We start from the raw sequence: 26,129 nt of genomic DNA on the forward strand, positions 1-26,129 counted from the left end.
TGCCCCCGTGCCCGCCGTTGGTCCGCAAGGCGGACACGTCGATGTCTTGCGGACAGCTGCTGTGAACAGATCTTCAGAATCCGCTTGAGAGCCCGGCCTTGAGAGCGAGCCTTACAGGCGAGTGAAGATCTCGTCTGCCGGCAGACGGGACTTGGGCAGCTCGGCATTGAAGTCGTCAGCGGCGCGGTAACCCAGGCTCACGGCGACCAGGGCGTTGAAGCCTTTCTCGCGCAGGCCGAATTCCGCATCCAGCGCCACCGGGTCGATGCCTTCCAGCGGCACCGCATCGATGTTCAGGCTGGAGGCCGCATACAGCAGGCTGCCGTAGTTGAGGTAAACCTGCTTGTCCATCCAGTGCTGCAGGTCCTTGAGGTCATGACGGTGCAGGTCGATGAACAGGCGACGCGCGCCGTCCATCATCGCGCTGAACTCGTCATCCTTCTTGAAGCGGCCATCAGACGCTTCGGTGTCCAGCAGGTGGTTCAGGTAGTCGTCGTCCAGGGTTGAGCGAGTGCAGAACAGCACGACGTGAGACGCATTGGTGATCTTCGGCGAGTTGAAGGCGTACTTGTCATCGGTACCGGCACGCGCAAAGCGCTGCTTGGCATCGTCAGATTCCAGCACCAGGAAGTGCCACGGCTGGGAATTGACGCTGGAGGCGCTCAGGCGCATCACGTTTTCCAGTTCCTGCCAGTCGGCGGCGCTGATCTTGCGTGCCGGATCGAAGGCCTTGGTGGAATAACGACGTTGCATGATGGCGGTGGGAGTCATGATGATGGTCCTCGTAGTGGCAGGCCAGTCGCTGAGCGCCCATGACCTTTTGGAAGAAGATGTCGCCATCATAGCGAGTGGATTCAGCGTTGAGTATCCGCGTTGCGCGCATCTTTAAGATGAAAAAATGGCACCAATCCTGAGAATTGGTGCCATATGTCAATTACTTGTCATCGCTGTGATGCTTTCATGGCATTAATGCTGCGGCAGGCTCTCTGGATGGCGTATCAGAAGAAGCACTCAGCATCAGGCCGTGCAGCTTGCGGCACTGGCCCGCCACATGGACTTCGCGTATCACGCGGTCGTCGCCCAGCATCATCAATGCGAACAGCACCTCCTGCAGCGATACCTGGCTGGGCTGACCCCAGCGAGTGCGCCGTGCCAGCAAGGGCGTGGCGGCGGGGTCGAGCACGATGACATCGGCTTCCATGCCCGGACGCAGGTTGCCGACCTTGTCTTGCAGACGCATGGCGCGCGCATTGCCCAGCGTCAGTTGATAGAAGCCCTGCCAGGGTGTCAGCGGTTGATTGGCGCGTGACGCGAGCCCCGCCACATCATGAGCGACCGCGCCGTGAAGCTGGCCGACCTGATAGGCGGCCTTGAGGCTCTCCAGCTGACACAGGCTGGAGCCACCGCCGACATCGGTGGCGATGCTGATGTTCATGCCCAGGGCGCGGGCACTGGCGCGATCGAAGAGTCCGCTGCCGAGAAACAGGTTGGAGGTCGGGCAGAAGGCGATGCTGGCGCCCTGATCCGCGATGCGCTGGCGCATGCCATCGTCCAGGTGGATACCGTGGGCGAAGGTGGTGCGCTCATGGCTCAGGCCGACATCCTCATAGACCGCCAGATAATCCCGAGCGTCGGGGAACAGCTTGGCGACCCACTTCACCTCATCGAGATTCTCGGCGAGGTGGGTCTGCAGGTGCAGGTCCGGCTGGCTCTTGAGCAGTTGGCCGGCAGCCTTCAGCTGCTCGGGCGTGGAGGTCGGCGCGAAGCGCGGCGTCAGCACATAGCCGAGGCGGTCACGCCCGTGCCAGTCGGCGATCAGGCGCTCGTCGTCCTTGAGCGCGGTGACTCCGGAGTCCAGCAACTCGGGCGGGGCATTGCGGTCCATCATCACGCGCCCGGCGTGTACGCGCATGTCGCGAGCGCGAGCGGCCCGGAACAGGGCATCGGCACTGCTGGCATGTGAGGTGGCGAACACCTGGGCGCTGGTCGAGCCATGACACAGCAGCGCATCGAGGAAGGCATCGGCGACCTCGGCGGCATGTGCGGGGTCGGCGAAGCGCTGCTCGGCGGGGAAGGTGTAGGTGTTCAGCCAGTCGATCAGGCAGTGGCCGTAGCTTGCGATGATATCCAGCTGCGGGAAGTGCACATGGGTATCGATGAAGCCCGGCATCATCAGGCCTTCGACATTGCGCGGCGGAGACAGCCGTATCAGCTCGCCCACGGCCTCATGCCGGGCAAGCGAGCGATGATCCCCCACGGCGACCACATGGCCTGCATGCATCACCAGCAGCGCATCGGCGTAGTGTTCGACGGCGCGCGCCAGGGTCGCCGCCATGTCAGAGGCTCGGCTGTCTCTGTTTCCCTGATTGCTATCTCCCTTATCGTTGCCATCGCTCGAGGCCGCCTCACTCAGCATGGCGTCTTCAGGGTCGGCGACGAAATGCAGCAGTGCTCCACGCAGCAGGCTGACGCAGGAAGCGTCCTTGGCGGCCGCGCGCAGGGCTGCCGTCAGGCGCTGCTCATCCAGGTGGCAGGCCGCAGTGTGCGACGTGTCTTGGTCAGTCATCATTCGGCCTTCTGTGTCGTTTCTGTCTGGTGCATCGCGTCAGGAGCAAAATGGGCGCGCAGCTGGCGGGCACCCTGACGCGTCAGTCCATGGCTGTCCAGTGACGTGCCCTGGGCTGACGTGCCTTGGAGAGACGCGCCATGGCCGGTGGCCTTGTCGGGTGAGTTCACGGCCGCTTCGTCACTGCGCCGCGCCTCTATCTGCAGCAGTTCCGCGACGACGCCAATCGCGATCTCCTCAGGGCGTTTGCCGGGAATGCCGGGCACGCCGATCGGACAGCGAACGCGGGCGATCTGATGCTCCGCGAGATCGCCGCGCAGGCGCTGGCGAAAGCGCGCCCACTTGCTGCTGGAACCTATCAGCCCCAGCGAGGCCAGGTCATCTCGTGGTGCGAGCGCGGCGACCAGCGCCTGGTCCTCGACATGGTCATGGGTCAATACCAGCACATGACTGCCTGCCATCACGGGCAGTGACTCACTGGCTGGCGCGGCTTTCGCGGTCGGCAGGTCAGTCAGGATATTGAACGCCTGACGCGCTACACGACCCTCGCAACCCGCGGGGGTCGTGGCGGCCGTGAGCTGCTCGGCGCGTGAGTCCCGCCAGTCGATCTGCCAGCCCAGGGGTGCCAGCAGCGTGACGATCGCCTGCCCGACATGACCGGCGCCGAACAGGGCCAGCCGTGGCGCAAGCGCCGGGTAAAGCTCGATCAGCACCTGCACATGGCCGCCGCAGCATTGCTGGGCATGCTGCCCGAGCGCGATCTCCTCGAGCAGGCAGCCTGACTGTCCCCGGGCCAGCCTCTCACGGGCGCGCTCCACCACCAGCTGCTCCAGCCGACCGCCGCCGAGGCTGTCGTGCAGCGTATCGGGGGTGATCAGCATCTTGCTGCCGGCACCACGCGGCGCAGAGCCCGCCACCGTCACCACGGTGGCCAGTGCATGCGCCGTCAACGCTGCCTGGGCCTCGGCGAGCGCCTGATACCAGCGGCCGGTCGCGGCACTCTTTGCATTCATGACGGCACTCTTGTCGACATTCATGACGGCACCTGCGTTGGCTCTGCGCCAGCAGTGTCGTGTTGCTCCTGCCAGTCACGCTGTTCGCGCGCCGCCAGCATCACCCGCTCGGGCGTAGCCGGGGTATCCAGGCGTACCGCGCGGCGGTAGTCGGTCAGCGAGGCCAGCGCATCGCGCAGCGCCGCCCACACGCCGATGGCGAGCATGAAGGGCGGCTCGCCGACGGCCTTGGAGCGGTAGATGCTGGCGGCCGAGTTGGGATGTCCCTCCAGCAGGCGCACCTTGAGCGCGCCGGCCGGCACGTCACTGATCGCTGGAATCTTGTAGGTCGCCGGGCCATCGGTGAGCAGCCGGCCATCCTCGTTCCACTTGAGCTCCTCCGTCGTCAGCCAGCCCATGCCCTGCACGAAGCCGCCCTCGATCTGGCCGATGTCGATGGCTGGATTGAGCGAATCACCGACATCATGCAGGATCTCGGCGCTTTCCAGACGGTATTCACCACTCAGCGTATCGACGACCACTTCGCACAGCGCCGCGCCGAAGGCGTAGTAGTAGAAGGGGTGGCCGGTGCCGCTGGCGCGATCGTAATGGATATCCGGGGTGGCATAGAAGCCCTTCTCGGACAGTGAGATGCGTTCCAGGTATGCCGCCTGGATCAGCTCGCCCCAGGTCATCAGCACACCGCTCGGGCCATGCAGCTCGCCATCCGTGAGGCTCAGGCTGACGCGTGGCTGGGCGAGATGCTCGGCGGCGAAGTCGAGCAGGCGCATCTTGAGGCGCAGGCAGGCATCACGCGTCGCCATGCCGTTGAGGTCCGCCCCGGAGCTTGCCGCCGTCGGCGAGGTGTTGGGCACCTTGTCGGTGCGAGTGGCGGTGATGCGTACCTTGTCCACGCTCAGCCCCAGTTCACGGGCCGCGACCTGGGTGATCTTGGTGTGCAGGCCCTGGCCCATCTCGGTGCCGCCGTGATTCACCTGCACGCTGCCATCGGTGTAGACATGCACCAGGGCGCCTGCCTGATTGAGGTGCTTGGCGGTGAAGGAGATGCCGAACTTGACCGGTGTCAGCGCCAGCCCCTTCCTGACCACCGGATTGGCGGCATTGAAGGCGCGTATCTCGGCGCGGCGCGCCCAGTAGCGGCCACTGTCCTCGAGCTGATCGATCAGGGTCGTCAGCAGCGGGTGCTGATTGACGTGTTGGCCATAATGCGTGGTCTCACGGCCTTCGCAGTAGAGATTGCGCTTGCGGATCTCCAGCGGGTCACGCCCCAGACGCCGGGCGATATCCTCCATCGCGGATTCGACCGCCAACATGCCCTGAGGGCCGCCAAAACCGCGGAAGGCGGTATTGGACGCCACATTGGTGCGTGCGCGAATGCCGCGCACGTGGGCATTGCCCAGGTAGTAGGCGTTGTCGGCATGGAACATGGCGCGATCGACGATGGCATCCGAAAGATCCGGCGAGTGGCCGCAGTCGCCGGTCAGCTCGATGATGGCGGACTCGATGCGCCCGCTGTCATCGACGCCGAATTCATAGCGGTGGTGGAAAGGGTGGCGCTTGCCGGTCAGGCGCATGTCATCTGCGCGTGCCAGTCGCAGGCGTGCCGCGCGGCCCGTGCGCCGGGCGATCATCGCGGCCAGACAGGCCACCGGCGCGGCCTGGGTTTCCTTGCCGCCGAAGCCGCCTCCCATGCGGCGGGTCTCCACCGTGATGGCGTGGAAGGGCACGCCGAGCACTTCGGCGATCAGCTTCTGGACTTCGCTGAGGTGCTGGGAGGAGCTGTGCACCAGCATCTCGTCATCTTCGCCGGGCAAGGCCAGTGCGGCCTGACTCTCCAGATAGAAGTGTTCCTGGCCGCCGCTTTCCAGCTCACCGCTCAATTGCCAGGCGGATTTGGCGAGTTTGGTGCTGATGCTGTCGAGATCGCCGGCGCGACCATTGGCAAGCCGTGCCTGGGTGTGGGTCGGGCGCACCAGATCACCGCGGCTGGCCGCCTCGCGCGGGTCCAGGCATACCGGCAGGGGCGTGGTGGCGACCTTGGCCAGTCGCGCCGCCTGGCGTGCCGCGCGCTCGCTGTCGGCGGCGACCACGAAGAGTGCCTGACCATGATGGCTGATGATGTCACTGACCAGCAGTGGGTCGCCGGGGAAGACCGGCCCCACATCGCTGTGACCGGGGATGTCGGCGGCGCTGAGCACGCAGACCACCCCGGGGGCACGGCGCACCGCTTCGATATCCAGCGCATCCAGAGTGGCGTGCGCGACCTCACTCATGCCGATGGCCAGATGCAGCGTGCCGGTGGGCAGCGGCAGGTCATCCACATAACGCGCCGAGCCGCTGACATGGCGCTGGGCGCTTTCATGCTGACGTGACTGGAGAATGGGGGCGGCCGGCGCGGCGCTGGCGTCGGACTCAAGGCTGTGCAAGGTACGCATCGAGGCTCTCCAGTGGCGTGAGGGAGGTCGTGGGCTGGCGCTCATTCAGGATGCGCTGGGCCACGCGGGGAATCAGATGGCTGGCGGCCAGCAGGCGATATTCGCGTGAACCGCGCACGTCACTGAGCGGTGAGAAATCGGCCTGCACGGCCTGCTCGATCTGCTGGCGAGTCTGCGTCGTCAGTCTGGCGGGCGTGAGAGACTCCAGCGCTTGCAGTGTCAGCAGTGCTTCAAGGTGCGGGGCGCGGGCCGGAACGCCGGCCATGCCGCCGAAGGCCACCCGCCAGTGCTGGGCACGCCCGCTGGCATCACGCCGCCAGGCGAAGACGCCGAGCAGGGTGGAGATGTCATCGTCACGCCGCTTGGACAGCTTGTGCACCGCCAGGCGCTGGTTGGGCAGCGGGCGCGGCAGGAAGACCGAGTGGATGATCTCGTCCGGCATCAGCTGGGTACGCTTGTAGTCGAGGAAGTAGTCCTCGAGCTTCAGGATGCGTTCATTGTCCTGGCTCATCAGCTGGATATAGGCGTCCAGCGCGATCAGCAGCGGCGGCATGTCCCCGATGGGCGAGGCATTGCCGATATTGCCGCCCAGGGTGCCACGATGGCGGATCTGCTCGCTGCCCAGTCGCGTGAGCAGCTCCGCGCCATCCGGGTAATGTTCCCGCAGCAGCGGCATCAGCTGGTGATAGCTGACCGCGGCCCCGATCCACCAGCCTGTCTGACCGGCGTGCTCGCCTTCCTCTATCTTGCCAAGCGCCGCGACCTGGGTGGTGTCGATCAAGGCCGGGAAGTCGCGCAGGCGCTGGGTGTGCTCCAGCATCAGGTCCGTGCCGCCGGCGATCAGCGCGGCATCCGGGCGCTCGGCGCGCAGCGCCAGCAGGGCCTGCAAGGTGACCGGCCGATAGAAACGCCCGGTGTCTTGCTCGTCATCAGGGGCGGTGTCGTGAGTTTCCGCTGTGCTACCGCCAGAGTCCTGCAGGCTGGCTGGCCCGAATTCGCCTTGCAGCAGGCGGTGAGCGGCCTCGCGGATCGAGCGATAACCGGTGCAACGACACAGGTTGCCGCCCAGTGCATGGTCGATCATGGTGTCGCGCTGTCTGGCATCGATCACTTCGCCCTGATCGATCTGGCGCTGATGACGGGCATGCAGCACCGCAAGGCTCATGGCGATGCCCGGGGTGCAGAAACCGCATTGACTGGCATGGGTGCTGACCAATGCCTGCTGCACTGCCGAGAGGGTTGGCGCCTGGCTGGCATCCGCCAACCCCTCGACGGTGATCAAGTCACAGCCGGCCAGCTGATGGGCAGGCATCAGGCAGGCATTGGCGGTGCTCACATTGTGGCCCGGCCCCTGCAAGGCAATGGTGCAGGCGCCGCAGTCGCCGGAGGCACAGCCTTCCTTGGTGCCGTCTTGCCCAAGTGAGGTGCGCAGCACTTCGAGTACGCTCGTTCCCGGTGCAGGTGAGGGCAGTCGGCACGCGCGCCCATTCAAGGTGAAGTCGATCATGCGGGCATCCTGTCAGGTCGTATTGTCATTGTGGTGCCTTGTTGCGTACAGCGTGCTTCCAACGCTCAAGCCCTTGTTCTGCCTTGTCGACGGGCTGGGTCTGTCTTGCCAGCGGGCCTGTTCTATCTAGGCGGCGAGCGTCGGTCTGCAGGCTGTTGTCTCTATCAATGTAACAGGTCGTATTGTGATTCCTGCAAGAATCTGACCAAATGGTCAGTGCATGTTGTGGTATTTTGTTCGCCGGTGCCTCAACGGGCTGTTTTCACTGCTGTTCCAACGCCACGTGATAGTCGCTTGACCAGAGCCTCCTGCTTGCGCATATCGCCGCTGACGGGCGAGTGAGACAGACAGGGGGCTGTCGCCAAGAGACTCGAATGCTTTTTTCTGACCTGATGAGTGATGCCGATGCCCGCGGATTCTCCTTCTTCCCTTTACGCTGAAGTCCGTCGTACCCGTAGCGCGGAATTGAGCGTGCCGCCTGCCAGCTCTCCGCGTGAGCAAGCCGAGAGCCGCATTCTCGAGGCCGCCGAATGCGTATTCGCCTGTCACGGTTATCGCGGCAGCACCTTGAAGCAGATTGCGGAAGTGGCCGAGTTGCCCAAGGCCAATCTGCTCTATTATTTCGGCTCCAAGGAGAAGCTCTACGTTCATCTGCTGGAGCAGACCCTGATGCGCTGGAATGCCTCGCTCGAGGATATCTCGCCCGACGATGAGCCGCGTGAGGTGCTGGAGGCGCTGGTGCGCGTCAAGCTCAAGTTGGCACGCCAGGCACCGCAGGCCTCGCGTCTGTTCGCGGCAGAGGTGATCAGCGGGGCGCCTTTCCTGCGCGATTATCTCAGTGGCGACTTGCGTGACTGGGTGCAGGCGCGCTGCGATGTCATGAAGGCCTGGATGGCCGCGGGCAAACTGCGTGAGGCGGAGCCGATGTGGGTGATCTACCTCATCTGGTCCACCACTCAGCATTACGCGGATTTCGCCGCCCAGATCGATCAACTGGGGGGAGCGCCGCAGAGCGATGAAGACTGGGAGCAGCTGGCGGATTTCGTGGCCAGCACGCTATGTGATGGTCTGTGCCCGCGACAGTCGTGAGCGGCATGAGCGCTTGAGCGGCTGTGCGGCTGAGCGCTTGAGCCGGCGGGTTCAGCGCTCTGTCAGTCGCCTGCTGTCTGTACTCACTGCCTCGCCGCACATCAAAAAGCCCGCCCCGGATTCCGGGGCGGGCTTTTTGGTTGCTGGTTCTGGGTTTTTGGTTCTTGAGTCTAGAGTCGTTCTTGCGTCGCTCGTTCTTGCGTCATTCTGGAAATGTGAAGGATAAGGCCATCAGGCGATCAGCTTGCCATCTCCAAGGGCATGCCAGCATCGCGATCCAGCACGGCTTCTTCCTCTTGCTTGGCCCCCGACAACTCGGCTTTCTCCAATTGAGAGAGGTCACAGTGTTGATGCATCTGCCAGCCATCGCGGGCATCGTCGGCCAGGTAGATCAGCGCGGCATCGGCGCTGGCCCACAGACGCGCGAGGTCACGTTGGTGGCGGGTGCGGTTGGCCAGCGGCAGCGCATCGGCGGTGACTACCACCACTGGCGCCTTGCGTAGCCAGCGCGGCGCATGGCTCGGCCAGCTGTGATGCACGGCGTCCAGCCAGGGCGCCTGGGGATGGCCGGGCGATGACTGCCAACGCCAGCCACGCCCGACTTCGGTGATCCCGCGCGCCGTCCAGATCAGGCTGCGGCGCGGCAGCTGCGCCTCCAGGCTTTTCAGCAACGCATCGTCGCTATCCGTCAGCGGCTGGATGGCTCCTGACATCATGCTCAGATACTCACCAGCATGCTGGCCGGCGGTCAGTTCCAGCTTGATGCGAGGCGCAGGGGCGAGGGCGATGCTGTTCTCCAGCGGTATGTGCATGCCGCATTCCATGCCGATGGTATAGACGCTCATGCCAGCATTCCTCGACGCGTCATGCTCTGACGCAGCAGGGTGTGGTGGCGGTGCATCGCCTCCCAGTCAGCGTGAGCCTTGTGGTTGATGTCAGGATTGAAGACGGCTTTCTGTTGCGCGATGGGCGATGCTGTCGGAGTCGATGTCTCGGCTGAGGCCTGGGCCGCTACGGCCGAGGCGGCAATGTCGGCCTGGCTGCGCGTGTCATGGGCCGGTGAAGGCGTCGTGGGGGCCGCCGTTGCCTTCAGGCTCAGCGGCGGTGCCTCGTAGCCCATCGCCATCACGCCCAGCAATTGAGCGGACTGGGCATTGGCGACATCCTGGGTGGCGCTACCAGAGCGCGGCAAGAGGGTGAATGTCTGTGTCGTGACCTTGGCTGTCATGGCTCGGCAGGTATCGAGGAGGGCAGTCATCGTTGAGGTGGCCATGAGAATGCTCCTTGCGCATCGCGAGCGCTTTATCGGGAATATTGCAGTCCGGCAAGGGTCGTTGGCGTTACTGCGCGGCGTATGACCTGTCGGCTGGCTAGTCTTGATCAAGCGGCTTGCGTGCCGATTTGATGTGATGAACAGTAAAAACAGTCGCTTGTGTCTGTGGTGCTGTGCGGATCATTGTCGTCGTGCAGCGCTTGAGGGCGTCAGAGGTGTCCAGAATGAGGAAAAAGCGCTCATCGCGAGGGTTACGCCTTTCGTCTATGCACTGTCAGTCAGCACCTGGCCCAGGCTTTGCACTGTCTTGATGCAATCGTTGATGCAATCGTTGCTCTGCGCTCACGCAGAATCTTTTCAGGAGTGTGTCTTCATGCCACGAGCGCCCATAGATCACAGCGCGCCCCCCGAGGATGACGTGTCCGGTGAATCCCGGGCAGTGCACCCGGATGGGGAAGCGCCTGCCCCCGATGCCACTGTCAATCTTGCTACCAGTCTCGCTCGCCATACCGCAAGGCAGGGCACCAGGAGCCTGAGCCTGCATCAGCGTCTGACCCGTTCGCTTGAGGAACTCACCCCGAATGAGCAGCGCATCGCGCGCTTTCTGCTCGCGCATCAGGATGAACTGGCACTATACAACGCCGCGGAACTGTCACGTCTGACCGACGTCTCCAAGGCGACGGTCAGCCGCCTGTTCCGCCGCCTCGGCTATCAGGACTTCCGTGAGGCGCGGGATCAGGCACGCAGTCTGCGTCAATCGGGTGTCCCGGTGGCGGCAGCGCCGACGGCAGACCATCACCAGCGTCACTATGAGCAGGAGTGTCGCAACCTGCGTCAGGCGCTGGCGGCGCTGGACATGCTCGATATGGAGGCCCTGAGCAGCGCTCTGGCCAAGGCCGAGCGGCTGCAGATCATCGGCTTTCGCAATGCCTATCCTCTGGCGCTGCACCTGCGCCAGCAGTTGCTGCAGCTACGCGCGCAGGTGGCGGTGTTGCCGCAACCCGGCCAATCACTCAGCGAGGAGGTCGCACGCCTGGGCGCCGATGATGCCGTGGTGGTATTCGCCATGCGCCGGCGACCGCAGGGGCTGGCACGATTGCTTGAATGGCTGGGGCAGGCGCCCTGCACGGTGCTGCTGGTCTGCGATGACAGCCTGAGCACCATCCCCGCCGGTATCGAGCATGTCCTGCGCTGCCCGTTGGACAGCGTCAGCGCCTTCGACAGCTACGCCGCTGCCATGAGCCAGATCAACCTGCTGGCCACGCGCCTGCTGCATGACGACCTCGTCGGCGGGCGCAGTCAGATACGCCGCGTGACGGATACCTTCGATGTGCTGGAGGAACTGGGCGACGGCTGATCGTCCAGCTTGAAGTGCTCCTGCCTTTCCTTCCTTCCTTCCTCTCTATCCCCCTGTGGGCCGCCTGCCTTGCTTCTGATCTATGCGGCGGCCCGATTCGACTCGCCGCGCTCTGCGCACCCGCAGGGCGCATATGCCTCCCTGACTGCACCATCTGCTGCCATGTCGCTGATGTCGGCGCCCTGATCTCGCCGCCCGGCGAGGGCGTCATCCTCGATTTCGCCTCCCGCAGGCGTGTGTCTCTTCTTATCGTTGCTACTCATTTCTTCTCGCTGTTTTGCTTTCAGGCCTGTTCTCGATCCTGCGCTGAGGCGCGTGCTCAAGTGCGTTCGCAAGCCCATGCACAGGCGTGTGAGCCGCAGGTGACTCTGCACTGCCTGCAACTCGATCACCTTGTTGAGCACCTGACGGAAGTCTTTGGCACACCTGTTGCAAAGATTGATAAGGGAATCACTTGTTTCATTGGTCAGGTTCTGAAGACGAATGGGGCAGGGAGTCACTGGATCTGACTCGGCGAGACACTCGGCAAGAAGCACGGCGGGACGATCAACAACAACCAACAACAATCCACTGCCGCAAGGCACCAGGTGCAGACGAGTCGTCCTCGCATCAGCGCCTGGCATTGACGGATACCGGAGTCGACCGATGAGCAAGCGTCACGAGAGCAAGGCCCAGCAGCGCGCCACACGGACAGGCAACAAGCAGCGTCTTGGCAACTGGGTCCGCAAGGGAATATTGCTGGCCCTGTGGGGCACGTTGGCGTCCACCGCCTTGAGCGCACACGCGGATGCACTGAGTGACATCACCGATAGCGGGGTGCTGAAAGTGGCGGTGCCACAGGACTTCCCGCCCTTCGGCTCGGTCGGCCCGGACCTCAAGCCGCGTGGCTACGATATCGACATGGCGCGCTATCTGGCAGACGAGATGGAGGTGAAGCTTGAGCTGGTGCCGGTCACCTCGGCCAATCGCATCCCTTATCTTCAGACCCGCAAGGTCGATCTGGTGATCTCGAGCCTGGGCAAGAACCCGGAGCGTGAGAAGGCGATCGATTTCTCCGATGCCTATGCGCCGTTCTTCCTCGGCGTGTTCGGCGAGAAGGGCAGTGAGGTGGACTCCGCGCAAGGACTGAGCGAGAAGACCATCGGCGTGACACGTGGCTCGGTGGAAGACATGGAGCTCAGCAAGGTGGCACCGGAATCGACCACCGTGAAGCGCTTCGAAGACAACAACACGACCTTGTCGGCCTTCCTGTCAGGGCAGGTCGAGATGATCGCCACCGGCAATCTCGTCACCGCCGCCATCGCCGAACGCAATCCTGCCCGCGTGCCGGTCAGCGTGCTGCCGCTCAAGAACTCTCCCTGCTATGTGGGCATGCGTCATGACACGCCGGCGCTCAAGGCGCGCGTGAATGAGCTGATCGCCCAGGGAATCGAGGATGGCACGCTCAATACGCTCTCCGAGACCTGGTTCAAGGCGCCGCTGCCGTCACTGGATGCCTGAATCGAGACGTCACACGTCTGATCCCTTTGCCCGTGAGGCTTGATCGATGAACTATCTCCCGGATTTCCCGCGCCTGTTGCCGTATCTGCCCGACCTGATGGCCGGGCTGATGACGACGGTCTGGCTGACGGCGCTGACCACCACGCTGGGGATACTCGGCGCGGTGCTGTGTGTCTGGCAGCGCCATCGTGCGCCGACCAGCCTCTTCAGCCGGCTGCTGGGCATGCTGGTGGAGCTGCTGCGCAATACGCCCTTCATCGTGCAGCTGTTCTTCATCTTCTTCGGTCTGCCGGCGCTGGGGCTGTCACTCAGTGCCGAGATGGCCGCGGTGATCGCGATGACACTCAACCTGGCGGCCTACAGCAGTGAAATCCTGCGTGCCGGGGTCGATGCCACCGGTCGCGGCCAGTGGGAAGCCGGGCGGGCACTGGGGCTTACCCGCTGGCAGAGCTATCGCCATGTGGTGCTGATGCCGGCGCTGGAACGCATGTATCCGGCGCTGACCAGCCAGTGCGTGATCGTGATGCTGGGCTCCGCCGTGGTCTCCCAGATCAGCGTGGCGGACCTGACCTTCGCGGCCAACTTCATCCAGTCACGTACCTTCCTGAGCTTCGAGAGCTACGTGGTGACGGCAGGCATGTACCTGCTGTTGGCCATCGCGATGCGCGCCTTGCTCAACCGCATCGGGCGTCGCCTGTTCGGCTTTCGCCACCTGACGCCCGCCCCGCGTAGCCGTCTGTCTTCCCATGTCCTGAAAGAGGCCCACTCATGATCGACTTCACGCTGTGGGACATTCTGCGCAACCTGTTGCTGGCGGCGCGCTGGACACTGGCGCTGTCCCTGATCGCCTTCATCGGCGGCAGTCTGGTGGGGCTGGCGCTGACCTTTCTGCGCCTGACCCGCTGGCCGGGGGCGGCGCTCTTCTGTCGTCTCTATACCGAGCTGTTCCAGGGCACGCCGCTGTTGATGCAGTTGTTCCTGGCCTTCTTCGGCGTGGCGGTCTTCGGGCTGGATGTCTCGGCCTGGACGGCTGCGTCCGTGGCGCTGACGCTGTTCAGCAGTGCCTTCCTGCATGACATCTGGCGCGGCTGTGTCGAGGCGGTGCCCAAGGGGCAGTGGGAAGGGGCGCGTGTGCTGGGTCTCGGCTATCTGAAGACCATGCGTCATATCATCCTGCCGCAGGCGCTGCGCATGGCCATCGCGCCGACCGTCGGCTTCTCGGTGCAGATCATCAAGGGCACCGCGCTTGCCTCGGTGATCGGCTTCGTCGAGCTGACCAAGGCCGGCACCATGCTCAACAACGCCACCCTGGAACCCTTCACCGTCTTCGCGCTGGTCGCGTTGCTGTATTTCGCCATGTGCTATCCGCTGTCGCGGCTGGCTCGCCACCTGGAGGCACGTCTCAATGTCACTGCTCGCTGAAGTTTCTGCGCTGGATAGCGCCTCATCCGACGTCTCAGTTACCGATAGCGCCCCTGTCTCCGAGAAGGCAAAGGCACCGCTGGTCAGCCTGTCGGCGCTGACCAAGTCCTTCGGTGACGTGGCGGTCCTCAAGGGGATCGATCTCGAGGTGCGTCCGGGTGAGGTGGTGTCGATCATCGGTCGCAGCGGTTCCGGCAAGAGCACATTGCTGCGCTGTATCAATCAGCTTGAACAGCATGACGGCGGCGCCATTCATGTCGCCGGCAAGCTGCTGGACGGTAGCGAGATGGACGCCGCCGCCCTGGCGCAGGATGTCGGCATGGTGTTCCAGAGCTTCAATCTGTTTCCCCACAAGCGCGTCGGCGAGAACGTGATGCTGGCACCGATGCTGGTCAAGGGCGTCGCCCGGGACGTCGCCGAGCGCGAGGCCCGCGAGATGCTGGCCAAGGTCGGGCTGGGGGAGAAATTCGATGCCTGGCCGAGTCAGCTCTCCGGTGGTCAGCAGCAGCGGGTGGCGATCGCGCGCGCTCTGGCGATGCACCCCAAGGTGCTGCTGTGCGATGAGATCACCTCGGCGCTGGACCCGGAACTGGTCGGCGATGTGCTCAAGGTGCTGGAACAGCTCAAGCGTGAGGGCATGACGCTGATTCTGGTCACCCACGAGATGAATTTCGCCCGCGATGTGGGGGACCGCGTGATCTTCATGCACCAGGGGCGCGTGCATGAGTCGGGCGACCCGGCGACGCTTTTTGCCAATCCGGTCACGGAAGAACTGCGCCAGTTCCTCGGCGCGGTGCTATGAGCACAGCGTCTTGAGCGAACAGAGGTGGACCACATCATGAGTCGAAAGGAGTCGCTCCCAGTGGACAAGCGTATCTATGTAGCGCCGGCGCGTTTCTCGGGGCCGCGGGGACAGGGGCGGCGGGAACAGGGGCCGCTTGATGGTCAGAGACTGGTGGTGAAGGATATGTTCGCGATCAAGGGCGAGTGCATCGGCCAGGGCAACCCTGACCTGCTGGCCAGCGCCCCCATCGAGCGGCAGACGGCGCCTGCTGTCCTCGCGCTTCAGCAGGCGGGGGCCGATTATCGAGCCCGCACTACCACCGATGAGCTGGCCTACAGCCTCAACGGTACCAATGCGCATTTCGGCACGCCGGAGAACCCTCGCGCGCCGCTGAGGTTGCCGGGTGGCTCGAGCGTGGGCTCTGCGGTGGCGGTGGCGCGCGGCGAGGCGGAGATCGGGCTGGGCACCGATACCGGCGGCTCCATCCGCGTGCCGTCCAGTTACTGCGGGCTTTATGGGCTGCGACCGACCCATGGTCGTATCAGCATGACCGGGCTCAAGCCGCTGGCGCCGCGCTTTGACACCGTCGGCTGGATGACGCGGGATCTGGAGACGCTGACGCAGGTCAGTGAGGTGCTGATGCCGGCAGCGACAGCCACCCGACTGCCTGCACGTATCATCCTGCTGGTGCCGGAAGGGCTGGCCGCGGGGCCTTATCAGCGCCTGCTCGGGCCGCTGTCCCGGCGTCTTGAGTCGCTCGGCTTTCAGTGCGAGCGGCTCATGTTGAGCCAGGCCTTCATGGCGCGCGCCAGTGAAGCCTTCCGGGTTCTGCAGGGCTGCGAGATTCGCCGCACTCACCAGGCGTGGTTGAGTACGCCGGAGCAGGGGCCCGAATCACGCTGGCCGCGCCTCAACCCGGATATCGCGGCGCGTCTCAAATGGTGCATGACGCTCAGCGATACTGATGAGCAGGCAGCAGAGGCCAAGGCAGATACCGTTCGCCGCTGGTATCGCCAGCAGCTGGCAGTCAGTCATCAGGAAGGCATCGAGGCGCCAGCGGAGTCCGGCAGTCGCGCGTCTCATGCCCAGGCCGAAGCCACCAGCGAGGCGGTCTTCGTGCTGCCCACCACGCCGGGCGCCTCACCGCTGCTGGGCGCAAGCCTCGAGGAGATGGAGGCCTATCGTCATCGGCTGATGGGACTCACTGCACTTGCCGGCTTGAACGGTGCGCCGCAGCTGAGTCTGCCGTGGCTTGCCGACTCGGCGGCACGCCTGCCACAGGAATCCGCGCCCCCGCCCTGGGGCGTGTCATTGCTGGGCCTGCCGGGTCGTGATGAGAGCCTGCTGGCCTTGGCCCGCATGTTGGAAAACTGACCTGCATGTTGGAAAACTGACCAGCGCTGCCTTGCATGTGCGTTTGCAGACATTGTCTGGAGTTGACCAGAAACGCCGCATCCCGAAAGGGCTGCGGCGTTTCTGGTGATGGCGCTTGAAGGGATGGTTCGTCAGCTGGCGGGGGTATAGGGATGTTCGCGCTGCCAGTGTTCGGCGATATCGATGCGTCGCGTGATCCATACCTTGTCATGCGATTGGACGTAGTCGAGGAAGCGCTTGAGTGCCGCGAAGCGTCCCGGGCGGCCGGCGATCCGACAGTGCAGCCCGACGGAGAGCATCTTGGGCGCGGTGTCGCCCTCGGCATAGAGTACATCGAAGGCATCGCGCAGGTACTGGAAGAAGTCCTCGCCGCTATTGAAGCCCTGGGCGCTGGCGAAGCGCATGTCATTGGTATCCAGGGTGTAGGGCACGACGAGATGCGGCACCTGCTCGCCATTGGCGGTAGTCACCTCCATCCACAGTGGCAGGTCATCGCCGTAGTAATCGCTGTCGTAGGTGAAGCCGCCGTGCTCCACCACCAGTCGGCGGGTATTGGGGCTGTCACGTCCGGTATACCAGCCCTGCGGCGCATGGCCGACCAGCTCGCGATAGCTTTCCACCGCGCGTTCCAGGTGGGCGCGCTCATGGGCCTCATCCATGTGCTGATAATGAATCCAGCGCCAGCCATGACTGGCGATCTCGTGACCATCCTCCAGGAAACGCGCCACCAGATCCGGATGCCGCGCCAGCGCCATGCCGACGCCGAAGACGGTCAGCGGCAACTCGCGGCGCTTGAATTCATCCAGAATCCGCCACACGCCACTGCGCGAGCCATATTCGTAGATCGACTCCATGCTCATGTGCCGCGCGGGGTAGGCCTCGGCACCGATGATCTCGGAGAGAAACTTCTCGCTCTCGCTATCGCCGTGCAGCAGGCAGTTCTCGCCACCTTCCTCGTAGTTGAGCACGAACTGGACCGCGATCTTCGCGCCACCTGGCCAGTTGGCATGCGGTGGCGTGTCGGCATAACCGATCAGGTCACGCGGATACTCATCGCCCCACAGGGCATTGTCGGTGTCTGGCATCGTGCGGCTTCCTTGCGGGTGGCTAACGAAATGAAGAGCGAAATGAATACCCCATCACTCTCCATTGATGTGCAGGCTTTGTGCCATCACGGCGCATGGTGGCGACGTCACGCTTGCAGCCCGCATCAATTCGTCGGTGTCCACCAGCGAGGCAGCAACCGTGCGACTTCCGGGCGCATGAAGCGGTCATCGATCAAGTGGATCACGCCCTGATCCTGCTCGCTGCGAATCACTCGGCCGGCAGCCTGCACCACTCTGGTGAGTCCCGGGTACAGATAGGTGCAGTCATCGGCATTCAATGGCTGGATGACCGGGCGCGGTGCGCGCGTATCGTCGTCTGGGTCGCCTTCAGCCTGTTGCGGCTGGCTACGCCGCTGTGCGTCGTTGTCCAGCCATGTGGCCAGACGCTGCTTGAGCGCTTCATTCTCGGGGCTGAAACCGGCCAGTCCCAGGGTGGCGATGAAGGCCCCGATCAGCCGCGAGCCGGGCAGATCGATCCCTTCGCCGAAGGCACCACCCAGTACCGCGAAGCCGATGCCTTGTCCCTCGGGCGTGAAGCGCTGAATGAAGCCGGTGCGCTCAGCCTCCGTCATGGCGCGGGTCTGACGCCATTGGGGAATCTCCGGCGCCAGCTGTTGCAGGGTGCTGGCGATCTGTTCCAGATAGGCGAAGCTCGAGAAGAAGGCCAGATAGTTGCCCGAGCGCTGCCGGTATTGGCGCGCCATCAACTCGGCGATCGGCCGACAGGAGGCGTCGCGATCCCGCAGGCGTGTCGAGAGCCGATGTCGACTGACCTGCACCTGGGTCGCGCTGAACGGGGAATCGACACTCAGCCAGACGGCATCGTCCGCCAGACCCAGCAGGCGCTGGTGATAGGCCGGTGGATTGAGTGTGGCCGAGAACAGCAGGGTGGCGTGACTGGCGCGCAGGCGGGGTGCCAGCCACGGCGCCGGGCTGACGCAGCGCAGTCGCGGCTGGATCTGGCGAACGCTGCGCCCGCGGGCCTTGCGTGGCCGGGCTGCTGCTTCTGATCCTTCTGCTTCTGCAGCCGATGCTGCGCCGGAACTCGAGCTTGAATCGCTGGCGAGTGATGCCTGCCGCGCAGGGGGAGTGGCGGCGAGTTCGACCTCGAACAGCGAGTGATCGCCGAAGCCTTCGGCGAGTCGCGCCAGAGTCAGTGCCGCAAAGTAGGCCTCCATCATCTCGACATCGGGCTCCACACGGCGCCTGGCCGTGGAGGAGGTCGAGCCGGAGACTGTCGTTGCAGTGCCTGTATCCTTGGTAATCGGTGCCGAAGAGGAGGCATCGCTTGCGATCAGGCCCAGCTGTTCGGGGGCTTGTGTGGCTGTGGCTCTCGCTGGCTGTTGCCTGGCCGCAGCAGGGTTTGTGGCCTTGTCAGGCTCCGCCAACCAGTCGCCCATCGCGCCGGTCCATTGGCTCAAGGCCTTGAGGAAGTCGCCGGGCAGAGCCTCCAGCGCAAGGCGCTGCGCCTTGTGGCCTTCGTCCTTGCTATCGACCTTGCTTGCCTGTGTATCGTCGTCAGTACCCAGCTCGAGCTGCTCCAGTGCTCGCCATTGCCGAGCCAGCGCGCGTGAGGCCGAGCGCAGCGGAGCCGGATGGCCCGTGCGGCTCAACTGCTTGAGCAGGAAGTGGAACTGGCGGGCGTCAAGTTCGGTGCTGTACATGCCGCGGGCGCGCTCGATGAGGTTGTGGCTCTCATCGACCAGCACCACCGTGCGCCAGTCATTGGCCTGGGTCAGGGCGAACAGCAGCGCATGACTGTCGAAGTAGTGGTTGTGGTCGCCGATGATGACATCCGCCCAGCGCGAGAGCTCCTGGGCGAGAAAGTAGGGGCAGATGTCGTGGGCCAGGGCGTGGCGGCGTGTCGTCGCCAGATTCAAGGGCCGTTGGTCGGCGAGGGCGGCGTCGCGCGCCGCGGGCAGGCGATCATAGAAGCCGCGCGCCAGCGGGCAGGACTCGCCATGACAGGCGAGGGTCGGGTGCTCGCAGGTCTTGCTGCGCGCGCCCAGTTCCAGAATGCGCAGCGGTGTCGCCGGTGTCTTTTCCTGCCCCTCGCTGTCATCAGCGGCTGGTGCCAAGGTGGCCAGCGCGTCGAGTGCCAGCGCGCGCCCCGGGGTGCGGGCGGTGAGGTAGAAGAGCCTGTCCGTGCCGCTTGCGGGCATCGCGCGCAGTGCCGGATACAGCGTCGCCAGGGTCTTGCCGGTGCCGGTCGGTGCCTCGGCAAGCAGCTCGCGGCCGGTCATCACAGCCTTGTAGGCATGCTCGGCCAGTTGGCGTTGACCGGGACGCCAGCTCGGCCACGGGAAGGCCAGGCGGCTCAGCGCGCTGTCGCGGGCACTGCGATGGGCCAGCTCATTGGCGGCGAACTCGCTGAAGCGTGCCGCCAGACGTGCCAGCTCCGCCTCCAGCGCCTCACGGCTCCACCAGGCTTCCAGGCGCTGCTCATCATGCTGTGCCTTGCGGCTTTTGGGGTCAGTCTGCTCGTCTCGATCATCCAGGGTGCCCGCGTCCTGCTCGTTCTGCTCATCCTTGCTGCCCTTGACGCCCCTGGGCGCATCCGCCGCGATATCCAGATACACCAGCGCCAGCGTGATGCCTTCGAGGTCCCGGCTGCGACACATCAGTGCGCCGTAGACGCGTGCCTGGGCCCAGTGCAGGGCGCGATGGTGTGCGGGCTGGCGGGAGAGGTCGCCGCGGTGGGTCTTGATCTCCTCGAGGCAGTTGCGCTTGGGATCATAGCCATCGGCGCGCCCACGGATGGTCAGGTTGCCGATGTCACCGCTGAGCGAGATCTCGCTTTCATAGTCCTTGCCGCGTCGGCGTACGATACGCTGATGACCACGGATGCCCTGCTGGGCGGTAGGTGATGGCGTGAAGCGCAGGTCCAGATCGCCCTCGCGCGCGGCAAAGGCGCACAGTTCACGCACCGCGATCCGGTAGCGTCCGGGCTCAGCGTGGGTCTCGTCCGCCTTGATCATGATGCAGGAGGTGCCTTGTGCCGGGAGGGTTCGTCCACTGAGGCCTCGGCCGCGCTCTGCCATTCGACGCGACACTCCAGCGCCGGAATCGCATGGCGTGCGAACAGGGCCAGCCATTGACGCTGGTTGTCCTGCAGACGGTCGGTAGGCGCCTTGACCTCGATCAGCCGATAACGGTCGCTGCTGTGCTCGGGGAAGAACTGGATCAGGTCCGGCAGGCCGGCGCGATGTTCGCGAGGGTTGGCCAGCAGGTGGCGAAAACAGGCTTCCAGATGCGCGGGCGGAATGCAGTCCAGTGCGTGATTGAGCAGTTGTTCGCTCAATAGCTCCCAGTGCACGAAGGGCGCCTGAATGCCCTGTTTCTGCTGGTGGCGTTCACGGATCACCGCCCGGTAGCTTTCATCGTTCAGACGCGCGAAGCAGGTTTCGAAAGCGGCCTGGCGACGGCTGACGAAATCAGGGCGGTAGAGGTCCGCAGGGCCGGTATGGAAGGCGTGGAAGAAGGCCCCCGGCAAGGGGGCGAACAGCGCCTCCCAACACAGCAGGGTGAAGAGCGCGGGAATCAGGCCATTCTCGACATAGAAGACCGGTGCCTCGGGCGTGGCCAACGCATGGGCGGCTGCGCGCTCGACCCCGTGGATGCCATCAGCCGCCGAGGTGGCAAGGTCGGGCACCGTGAGGGTGATCTGCGGCGTGGTCGGTGCCTTGGCGCGGCTGGGCGCGGGCAATCCGAGGCCACGGCACAGACGCGGCAGGGCGCGTTCGAGTGCCAGCTGCTCGTCCAGCGTGATCTCGGCGCGCGCCAACCGCTCGCTGGCCAGCGCGTGAGCTGCGCTGATATCGCCCGACAGCTCCAGTGCTCTCACCCGGCGCGGCATGGCACGCGGGGCATATGCGGAATCCTCGAGACAGGCGTACTGGCGGGCAGCCGCCTGATGCCAGCCCTGACGCTCGGCGTCGCGGGCCAGCGAGAAGCGCAGGCGGTCACGCCGCTGCGCCAGCCAGGCATTGGCACGATCATCAATAGCGCGCCCGTCAGTGGCATGAGCGTCAGTGAGCTGATGACTCGCGGACGGCTCACTGTGGATCGCGTTTGCCGCTGCAGACGGCGTCGCATCCAGCGCCGCGACGATGCGCTGCCAGTGCCGCTCAAGCTCATCGTTCTCCGTGCGGTCCAGCCGCTCGCTGGCTTGCTGCCAGTCCTCACGCAGTTGCTCCAGCGCCAGATAGCGATCCACCTCCCAGCGATGGGTGAAGGCGCGCGAGGCCGGCGACAGGGTGACCGTCTCGCAACGCAGCAGGCCCAGCTCGCTGAGTACGAAGTCCGACAGATTCTGGCGCAGGTTGCCGAAGAACATCAGGCTCAGGCGTCGCGACAGCTCCCCCAGCCCGACACTCAAGGTGTCGGCGGCAGGGTCGTTCAACCACTCTGGCAGTGGCCGTGGCGTGACATCGCCCAACAGCTCGCTGATGGCATCATGCATGCGGCGCTTGGGCGTGCTTCTGGGCAGCTCGGCAAAGGCAGCCCGGAGGCGTGGCAAGGTCACCAGCGCCAGCATCTCGTCCAGCGTCAGGTCAACATTGTGGCGGCACAGACCGTCGGGCGTGGCACTGTCGGCGAGCGGTGTGATCAATGGCTGGCTTGCGGCCTCGATCGCACCGATCTCGGCATAGTGCAGCTGCGAGCGCTCGAAATGATCGCCCTTGCGCATCAGCAGTCGCACCAGCAAGGCCCGCGAGGCATCCGGCAGGCGAGTGATGGCGTCCACCGTGGCACGCTCCGCCTCTGTCAGCAGATCGGCGTGACACTGGCAGACCCAGTCGATCAGGGTGTCGAAGTTGGCCAGGTAGTAGCGCGGATTGTCGAGGGGAGCGGCTTGCATGGCGACCTGTCGAAGTGGCGGGCAGGGCAGCGGTTTGCCCGAAAGCATGGGGTTATATACAGTATATCGCCATCTGTCGCACTGCAATCTCTTGCAAAGCCTGTCACGAGTCACCACCTGACTGTCATCCAGTGGTAAAATCGTTCCATCTGCATGTCTTGAAAGCTTCATGACACGACAGGTGGGCAGGCGTGACAGCGCGTCGACCGCGATTCCTCCCCTCGGAGGCATTTCCGCGATGGTTCAGGACGGGCCATCGATCATCATTCAAGCAGGGCAGGAAGGCAGTCCATGTTTCTTGATCAGTTTCACCGGGTCGAAGATGGCCGCGTGCGGATCACCGCCGAGCAGGCAAGTCGTTTCGCCAAGCAGATGGCGGGGGATTACAACCCCATTCATGACCCGGACGCGCGACGCTTCTGTGTGCCCGGCGACCTGCTGTTCTCCCTGTTGCTGGCGAAATTCGGTCTGTCGCAGTGCATGACCATCCGTTTCTGCGGCATGGTCGGCAACGATGTGCCCTTGATCTTCGAAGCGCTGGACGCCCCCGACGAGAATGGCGTGTCCCTGCTGGTGCGCGATGAAGCCGGCAAGGTCTACCTGACGGTCGAGCGCAGCGGCGATACCACCCATGACGAGGAAGTGGTCGCCAATTTCACCCGCCAGTACATCGCCTTCTCCGGGCGCAACTTCCCGCACTTCCTGCAGCCGTTGATGCTGGAGAAGGGCGTGATGTTCAACCCGGCCCGCCCGCTGGTGATCTACGACAGCATGGGCTTCTGTTTCGAGCGCCTGGATATCGCCGACCTGCACCTCGACTTCGTGGGGTCCTCGCTCGAGGTCAACGGCAAGCGTGGCGATACCCTGCTCGAGTTCAGCATCCATGATGGCGAGCAGTGCATCGGCAGTGGCTCCAAGAAGCTGGTCGTCAGTGGTCTGCGGGATTACTGTGCCGAGACCATGGATGCGTTCGTGGAGTCCTTCGAGGCGCTCAAGCGCGAAGCCGAAGCCTGAGATAGCCGGTCAGTCTGACGCTTGTCGCCAGACGCCCCGCGCATGAGTCGGCAGTCATGAAGACGCCCGCCAGAGAGTCCTCTGGCGGGCGTCTTGCCATCTGAATGTCACAACGCTTGTGAAGCATCGCTGGGAGTCGCCAGTTGTCATTCACCGCCGGCTGGCTGGCTCACCGTGTGACCCTCTAACCGTGCTCAGCGCTTGATGCTGATCGGCGCCAGTGCATCGCCCTGGGGCGTGATGCGCCCGATGATGGCGCTGGCGCGATAGCCGGCGGCCTTGAGCGCGGCCAGACAGGGCTCGGCTTCCCCGGGCGGCACACTGGCCAGCAGGCCACCGGCCGTCTGCGGATCGAACAGCAGCGGATAGCGCGGATGATCGATGATGCTGGCCTGGTCCTTCAGGGCACGCTTGAGGCGTAGATTGGCCGGTTGCAGCGAGCTGACCACGCCGCGGGCGACACAGTCCTCGGCGCCGTCGAGCACCGGCAGGGCATCGATCTCAAGCTCGGCATCCACGCCGCTGGCGCGGGTCATCTCGACCAGATGGCCGAGCAGACCGAAGCCGGTGACATCGGTGGAGGCGCTCGCCTGATGCGCGCGCAGGATATCCGCCGCGCGCTGACTGGATTGCTGCATGCTGTCCAGCGCGGCGTCGATCCAGCGGCCGCGGGCTTCCAGGCGTGCGTGCGCCGCCAACAGCGTGCCGGTGCCGATGGCCTTGGTAAGCAGCAGCACATCGCCCGGCTGCATGCCGCCCTTGCAGGTGACGCCGGCCAGACCCTCCTCTACCAGACCATTGAGCGCGAAGCCCAGCGCCAGCTCCTGACCTTCGCCGGTGTGGCCGCCGACCAGACTGCAACCTGCCTCGTTGAGCACCTCGGTCGCGCCTTGCATCAGCTCGCGCACCAGCGGTTCGACCTTGCGCTCGACCCCCTGTGGCACCGTGGCCACCGCCGTTGCCGTGTGCGGCGTCGCGCCCATGGCGTAGAGATCGCCCAGCGCGTGATTGGCGGCGATGCGCCCGAACAGATAGGGGTCATCGATGAAGGCGCGGAAGAAGTCGACGCTGTGCACCAGCGCCTGTCCTTCGGGCACGCGCACGATGGCGGCATCATCCGGGGCATGCAGCCCGACCAGCACGTCCGGGTTCTCGCGCGGGGCCAGACTCTGCAGCGCTCGCGACAGCACGCTGGCGCCGACCTTGGCCCCGCAGCCGCCGCAGCGCATCGCCAGTGCGGACAGGGCCTGATGCGCCTCCTGTTCATCCAGCTCGGCGGTCAGGCGCGGATGCAGCTTGCCATCGCTGCCCTTGAGCGCCTGCCAGGCAGCGCTGATACGCTGATGCAGCCCGGAAAGGCCGCCGGTGTCCGCGGCGTCCTGCATGCTGGGCAGTTCATTGAAGCGTGCCATGAACTGGCGGTCGATATGGTCCTTCCAGCGCCACAGCCACGGGCGCAGACGCGGCGCGACCAGCCCCAGCTTGCCGCGTGAGGCGATGGCGTCGCGATCCCCGGTGCTGATCAGCGCTAGCCAGCGCGACTGCGGGATATGGTCCTTGAGTGGCTCGCCGCGCACGGCCCGTCGCAGGTTGTCGGCCAGCGGCCGCGCCTGACGCACGGCAAACACGCCGGCCTTCTCGCGGGGATGGTTGAGCTGATGCGCGATATCGCCCGCGGCGAAGATGGCGTCATCCTCAAGCGTCTGCAGGCTGTCGCGAACCTTGAGGAAGCCATCCTCGTCCAGGCTCAGTCCGGTCTTCTCCAGCCAGCGCGCGCCACCGGCCCGTGTCACCCAGATGGCCTCATCGGCCTGATGGCAGGCACCACTGGCACTGATCAGTTGGCGCTGGGCGGTCGAGGATGCGCGTTCGACGGCCGTGATCTCCTCGCCGAAATGCACCTGGATACCGCGCTCGTGCAGGGTAGTGGCAAGCGCCTCGCTGACCGTGTGCGCATGGGTGGGCAACAGACGCTGACCACGGGTGATCAGCGTCAGGTTCGGCGCGAGCGCATCGGGCAACTCGGTGGCGAGGCGCTGCTGGATGGCCAGCAGCAGTTCGACACCGCCGGCACCGCCGCCGACCAGCACGATATCGAGCGGGCGCTCGGCGCTCCTGGCGCGCTCGAGCAGACTCAGCCAGCGCTGCTGGAAGGTGCTGATCGGCTTGACCGCCACCACGGGGGCGTCTGCGGCTTCGGGGTCACCGATACCATCGATGTGGGACAGGCGAGGCGTGGAGCCGATATTGATCGACAGCAGGTCGTAGTCCACCGCCGGGCGCTCGGCGCAGATCACGCGGCGTTCGCGGCGGTCGATGTCGATCACCTGATCGCGATAGAAGCGGGCACCGGCGAACTGACACAGCCGGCGCAGGTCGATATGCACATCGTCGAACGTATAATGACCGGCGACGTAGCCCGGCAACATGCCGGAATAGGGCGTGTCGGTGTCGCGACAGATGACGGTCAGGCGGACACCGGGCTCTGGCTGCATGGCAAAGCGCATCAGCACACCGACGTGGCTGTGCCCACCGCCGATCAGGACGATATCACGCACGATAGGCGCTTTGACTGGCATGGAGGCGGACGGCATCGTGAATCTCGATAGTCAGTAGAGTATGGAAACAGGAGCAGGGTAGGCAGAGCCAGGGCGCGCCAGATGAGACAGGCGACAGGATTCGCAAAAGCAGGAGTCTAGCAACTTGAACTTTCTCGGTCATGCACGCCTGAGTCTGGCGGGCAGCGATAACTTCCTGTTTGGCAACCTGATTGCCGATGGCGTGCGCGGCAGTGACCTGAGCGACTGGTCGCCGGAGGTAGAGGCGGG

General features: G+C 64.7%; 19 protein-coding genes and 1 pseudogene. 9 read left to right on the forward strand and 11 right to left on the reverse strand.

Annotated elements, in window-relative coordinates:
• Positions 1–111: 111 nt before the first annotated feature.
• The 5 genes from QD280_RS17415 to QD280_RS17435 form a co-directional block, all read right to left on the reverse strand.
• Positions 112–771, reverse strand: a complete 660-nt coding sequence (locus QD280_RS17415) for an oxygen-insensitive NAD(P)H-dependent nitroreductase NfsB (protein WP_043333519.1) — start codon at positions 769–771, stop codon at positions 112–114.
• 187 nt (positions 772–958) lie between these two features.
• Complete coding sequence (guaD, locus tag QD280_RS17420; RefSeq protein ID WP_279840101.1) at positions 959–2,566, reverse strand: guanine deaminase; 1,608 nt, start codon at positions 2,564–2,566, stop codon at positions 959–961.
• On the reverse strand, positions 2,566–3,579 hold the full coding sequence (xdhC, locus tag QD280_RS17425; RefSeq protein ID WP_279840102.1) for a xanthine dehydrogenase accessory protein XdhC: 1,014 nt from the start codon (positions 3,577–3,579) through the stop codon (positions 2,566–2,568). Before xdhC ends, guaD begins: the two co-directional genes overlap by 1 nt.
• A gap of 20 nt (positions 3,580–3,599) precedes the next feature.
• Complete coding sequence (xdhB, locus tag QD280_RS17430) at positions 3,600–6,014, reverse strand: xanthine dehydrogenase molybdopterin binding subunit (protein ID WP_279840103.1); 2,415 nt, start codon at positions 6,012–6,014, stop codon at positions 3,600–3,602.
• The gene (locus tag QD280_RS17435) at positions 5,992–7,521 is read right to left on the reverse strand and encodes an FAD binding domain-containing protein (RefSeq protein ID WP_279840105.1); all 1,530 of its coding nucleotides are present in this window, start codon (positions 7,519–7,521) and stop codon (positions 5,992–5,994) included. Before QD280_RS17435 ends, xdhB begins: the two co-directional genes overlap by 23 nt.
• Before the next feature lie 405 nt (positions 7,522–7,926).
• On the opposite strand from QD280_RS17435, the gene QD280_RS17440 reads away from it, so the two are divergent.
• On the forward strand, positions 7,927–8,610 hold the full coding sequence (locus QD280_RS17440; protein WP_279840106.1) for a TetR family transcriptional regulator C-terminal domain-containing protein: 684 nt from the start codon (positions 7,927–7,929) through the stop codon (positions 8,608–8,610).
• A gap of 239 nt (positions 8,611–8,849) precedes the next feature.
• Here the strand turns inward: QD280_RS17440 and QD280_RS17445 are convergent, their stop codons facing one another.
• Positions 8,850–9,455, reverse strand: coding sequence for a hypothetical protein (locus QD280_RS17445; protein ID WP_279840107.1), 606 nt, complete (start codon positions 9,453–9,455; stop codon positions 8,850–8,852).
• Positions 9,452–9,883, reverse strand: coding sequence for a hypothetical protein (locus tag QD280_RS17450; protein WP_279840108.1), 432 nt, complete (start codon positions 9,881–9,883; stop codon positions 9,452–9,454). Before QD280_RS17450 ends, QD280_RS17445 begins: the two co-directional genes overlap by 4 nt.
• Positions 9,884–10,256: 373 nt before the next feature.
• On the opposite strand from QD280_RS17450, the gene QD280_RS17455 reads away from it, so the two are divergent.
• From QD280_RS17455 to QD280_RS17480, 6 genes are all read left to right on the forward strand, one after another.
• Complete coding sequence (locus tag QD280_RS17455) at positions 10,257–11,240, forward strand: MurR/RpiR family transcriptional regulator (RefSeq protein WP_279840109.1); 984 nt, start codon at positions 10,257–10,259, stop codon at positions 11,238–11,240.
• A gap of 645 nt (positions 11,241–11,885) precedes the next feature.
• The gene (locus QD280_RS17460) at positions 11,886–12,740 is read left to right on the forward strand and encodes a transporter substrate-binding domain-containing protein (protein WP_192838233.1); all 855 of its coding nucleotides are present in this window, start codon (positions 11,886–11,888) and stop codon (positions 12,738–12,740) included.
• 46 nt (positions 12,741–12,786) lie between these two features.
• Positions 12,787–13,512, forward strand: coding sequence for an amino acid ABC transporter permease (locus QD280_RS17465; RefSeq protein WP_279840110.1), 726 nt, complete (start codon positions 12,787–12,789; stop codon positions 13,510–13,512).
• Complete coding sequence (locus QD280_RS17470) at positions 13,509–14,162, forward strand: amino acid ABC transporter permease (RefSeq protein ID WP_279840111.1); 654 nt, start codon at positions 13,509–13,511, stop codon at positions 14,160–14,162. The genes QD280_RS17465 and QD280_RS17470 overlap by 4 nt, the downstream gene beginning before the upstream one ends.
• Entirely contained in the window at positions 14,146–14,964 is an 819-nt protein-coding gene (locus QD280_RS17475; RefSeq protein WP_279840112.1) for an amino acid ABC transporter ATP-binding protein, read from the forward strand. Before QD280_RS17470 ends, QD280_RS17475 begins: the two co-directional genes overlap by 17 nt.
• Positions 14,965–15,024: 60 nt before the next feature.
• Positions 15,025–16,320 (forward strand): amidase family protein, encoded by a 1,296-nt coding sequence (locus QD280_RS17480; protein ID WP_279840113.1) that lies wholly within the window; start codon positions 15,025–15,027, stop codon positions 16,318–16,320.
• A gap of 131 nt (positions 16,321–16,451) precedes the next feature.
• Here the strand turns inward: QD280_RS17480 and puuE are convergent, their stop codons facing one another.
• The 3 genes from puuE to QD280_RS17495 all read right to left on the reverse strand — a co-directional run bounded on the left by puuE (position 16,452) and on the right by QD280_RS17495 (position 22,287).
• Complete coding sequence (gene puuE / locus QD280_RS17485) at positions 16,452–17,405, reverse strand: allantoinase PuuE (RefSeq protein ID WP_279840114.1); 954 nt, start codon at positions 17,403–17,405, stop codon at positions 16,452–16,454.
• A gap of 125 nt (positions 17,406–17,530) precedes the next feature.
• Positions 17,531–20,404: a helicase C-terminal domain-containing protein gene (locus tag QD280_RS17490; RefSeq protein WP_279840115.1), complete on the reverse strand. Its 2,874-nt coding sequence runs from the start codon at positions 20,402–20,404 to the stop codon at positions 17,531–17,533.
• Positions 20,401–22,287 (reverse strand): VRR-NUC domain-containing protein, encoded by a 1,887-nt coding sequence (locus QD280_RS17495; RefSeq protein WP_279840116.1) that lies wholly within the window; start codon positions 22,285–22,287, stop codon positions 20,401–20,403. Before QD280_RS17495 ends, QD280_RS17490 begins: the two co-directional genes overlap by 4 nt.
• Positions 22,288–22,578: 291 nt before the next feature.
• Here QD280_RS17495 and QD280_RS17500 point away from each other — a divergent pair, with 291 nt between their 5' ends.
• A complete protein-coding gene (locus QD280_RS17500; protein WP_054556084.1) occupies positions 22,579–23,301 on the forward strand; it encodes a DUF3581 family protein in 723 nt (240 codons plus the stop codon).
• Positions 23,302–23,495: 194 nt separating this feature from the next.
• Here QD280_RS17500 and selD read toward each other — a convergent pair whose 3' ends face one another.
• Positions 23,496–25,859: a selenide, water dikinase SelD gene (selD, locus tag QD280_RS17505; protein WP_279840117.1), complete on the reverse strand. Its 2,364-nt coding sequence runs from the start codon at positions 25,857–25,859 to the stop codon at positions 23,496–23,498.
• Positions 25,860–26,004: 145 nt separating this feature from the next.
• Here selD and QD280_RS17510 point away from each other — a divergent pair.
• Positions 26,005–26,129 (forward strand): annotated as a pseudogene (locus QD280_RS17510) (DUF479 domain-containing protein); the annotation flags it as partial.

Origin of the sequence: Cobetia sp. 1AS1 (genome assembly GCF_029846435.1) — a bacterium.
GTDB lineage: Bacteria > Pseudomonadota > Gammaproteobacteria > Pseudomonadales > Halomonadaceae > Cobetia > Cobetia amphilecti.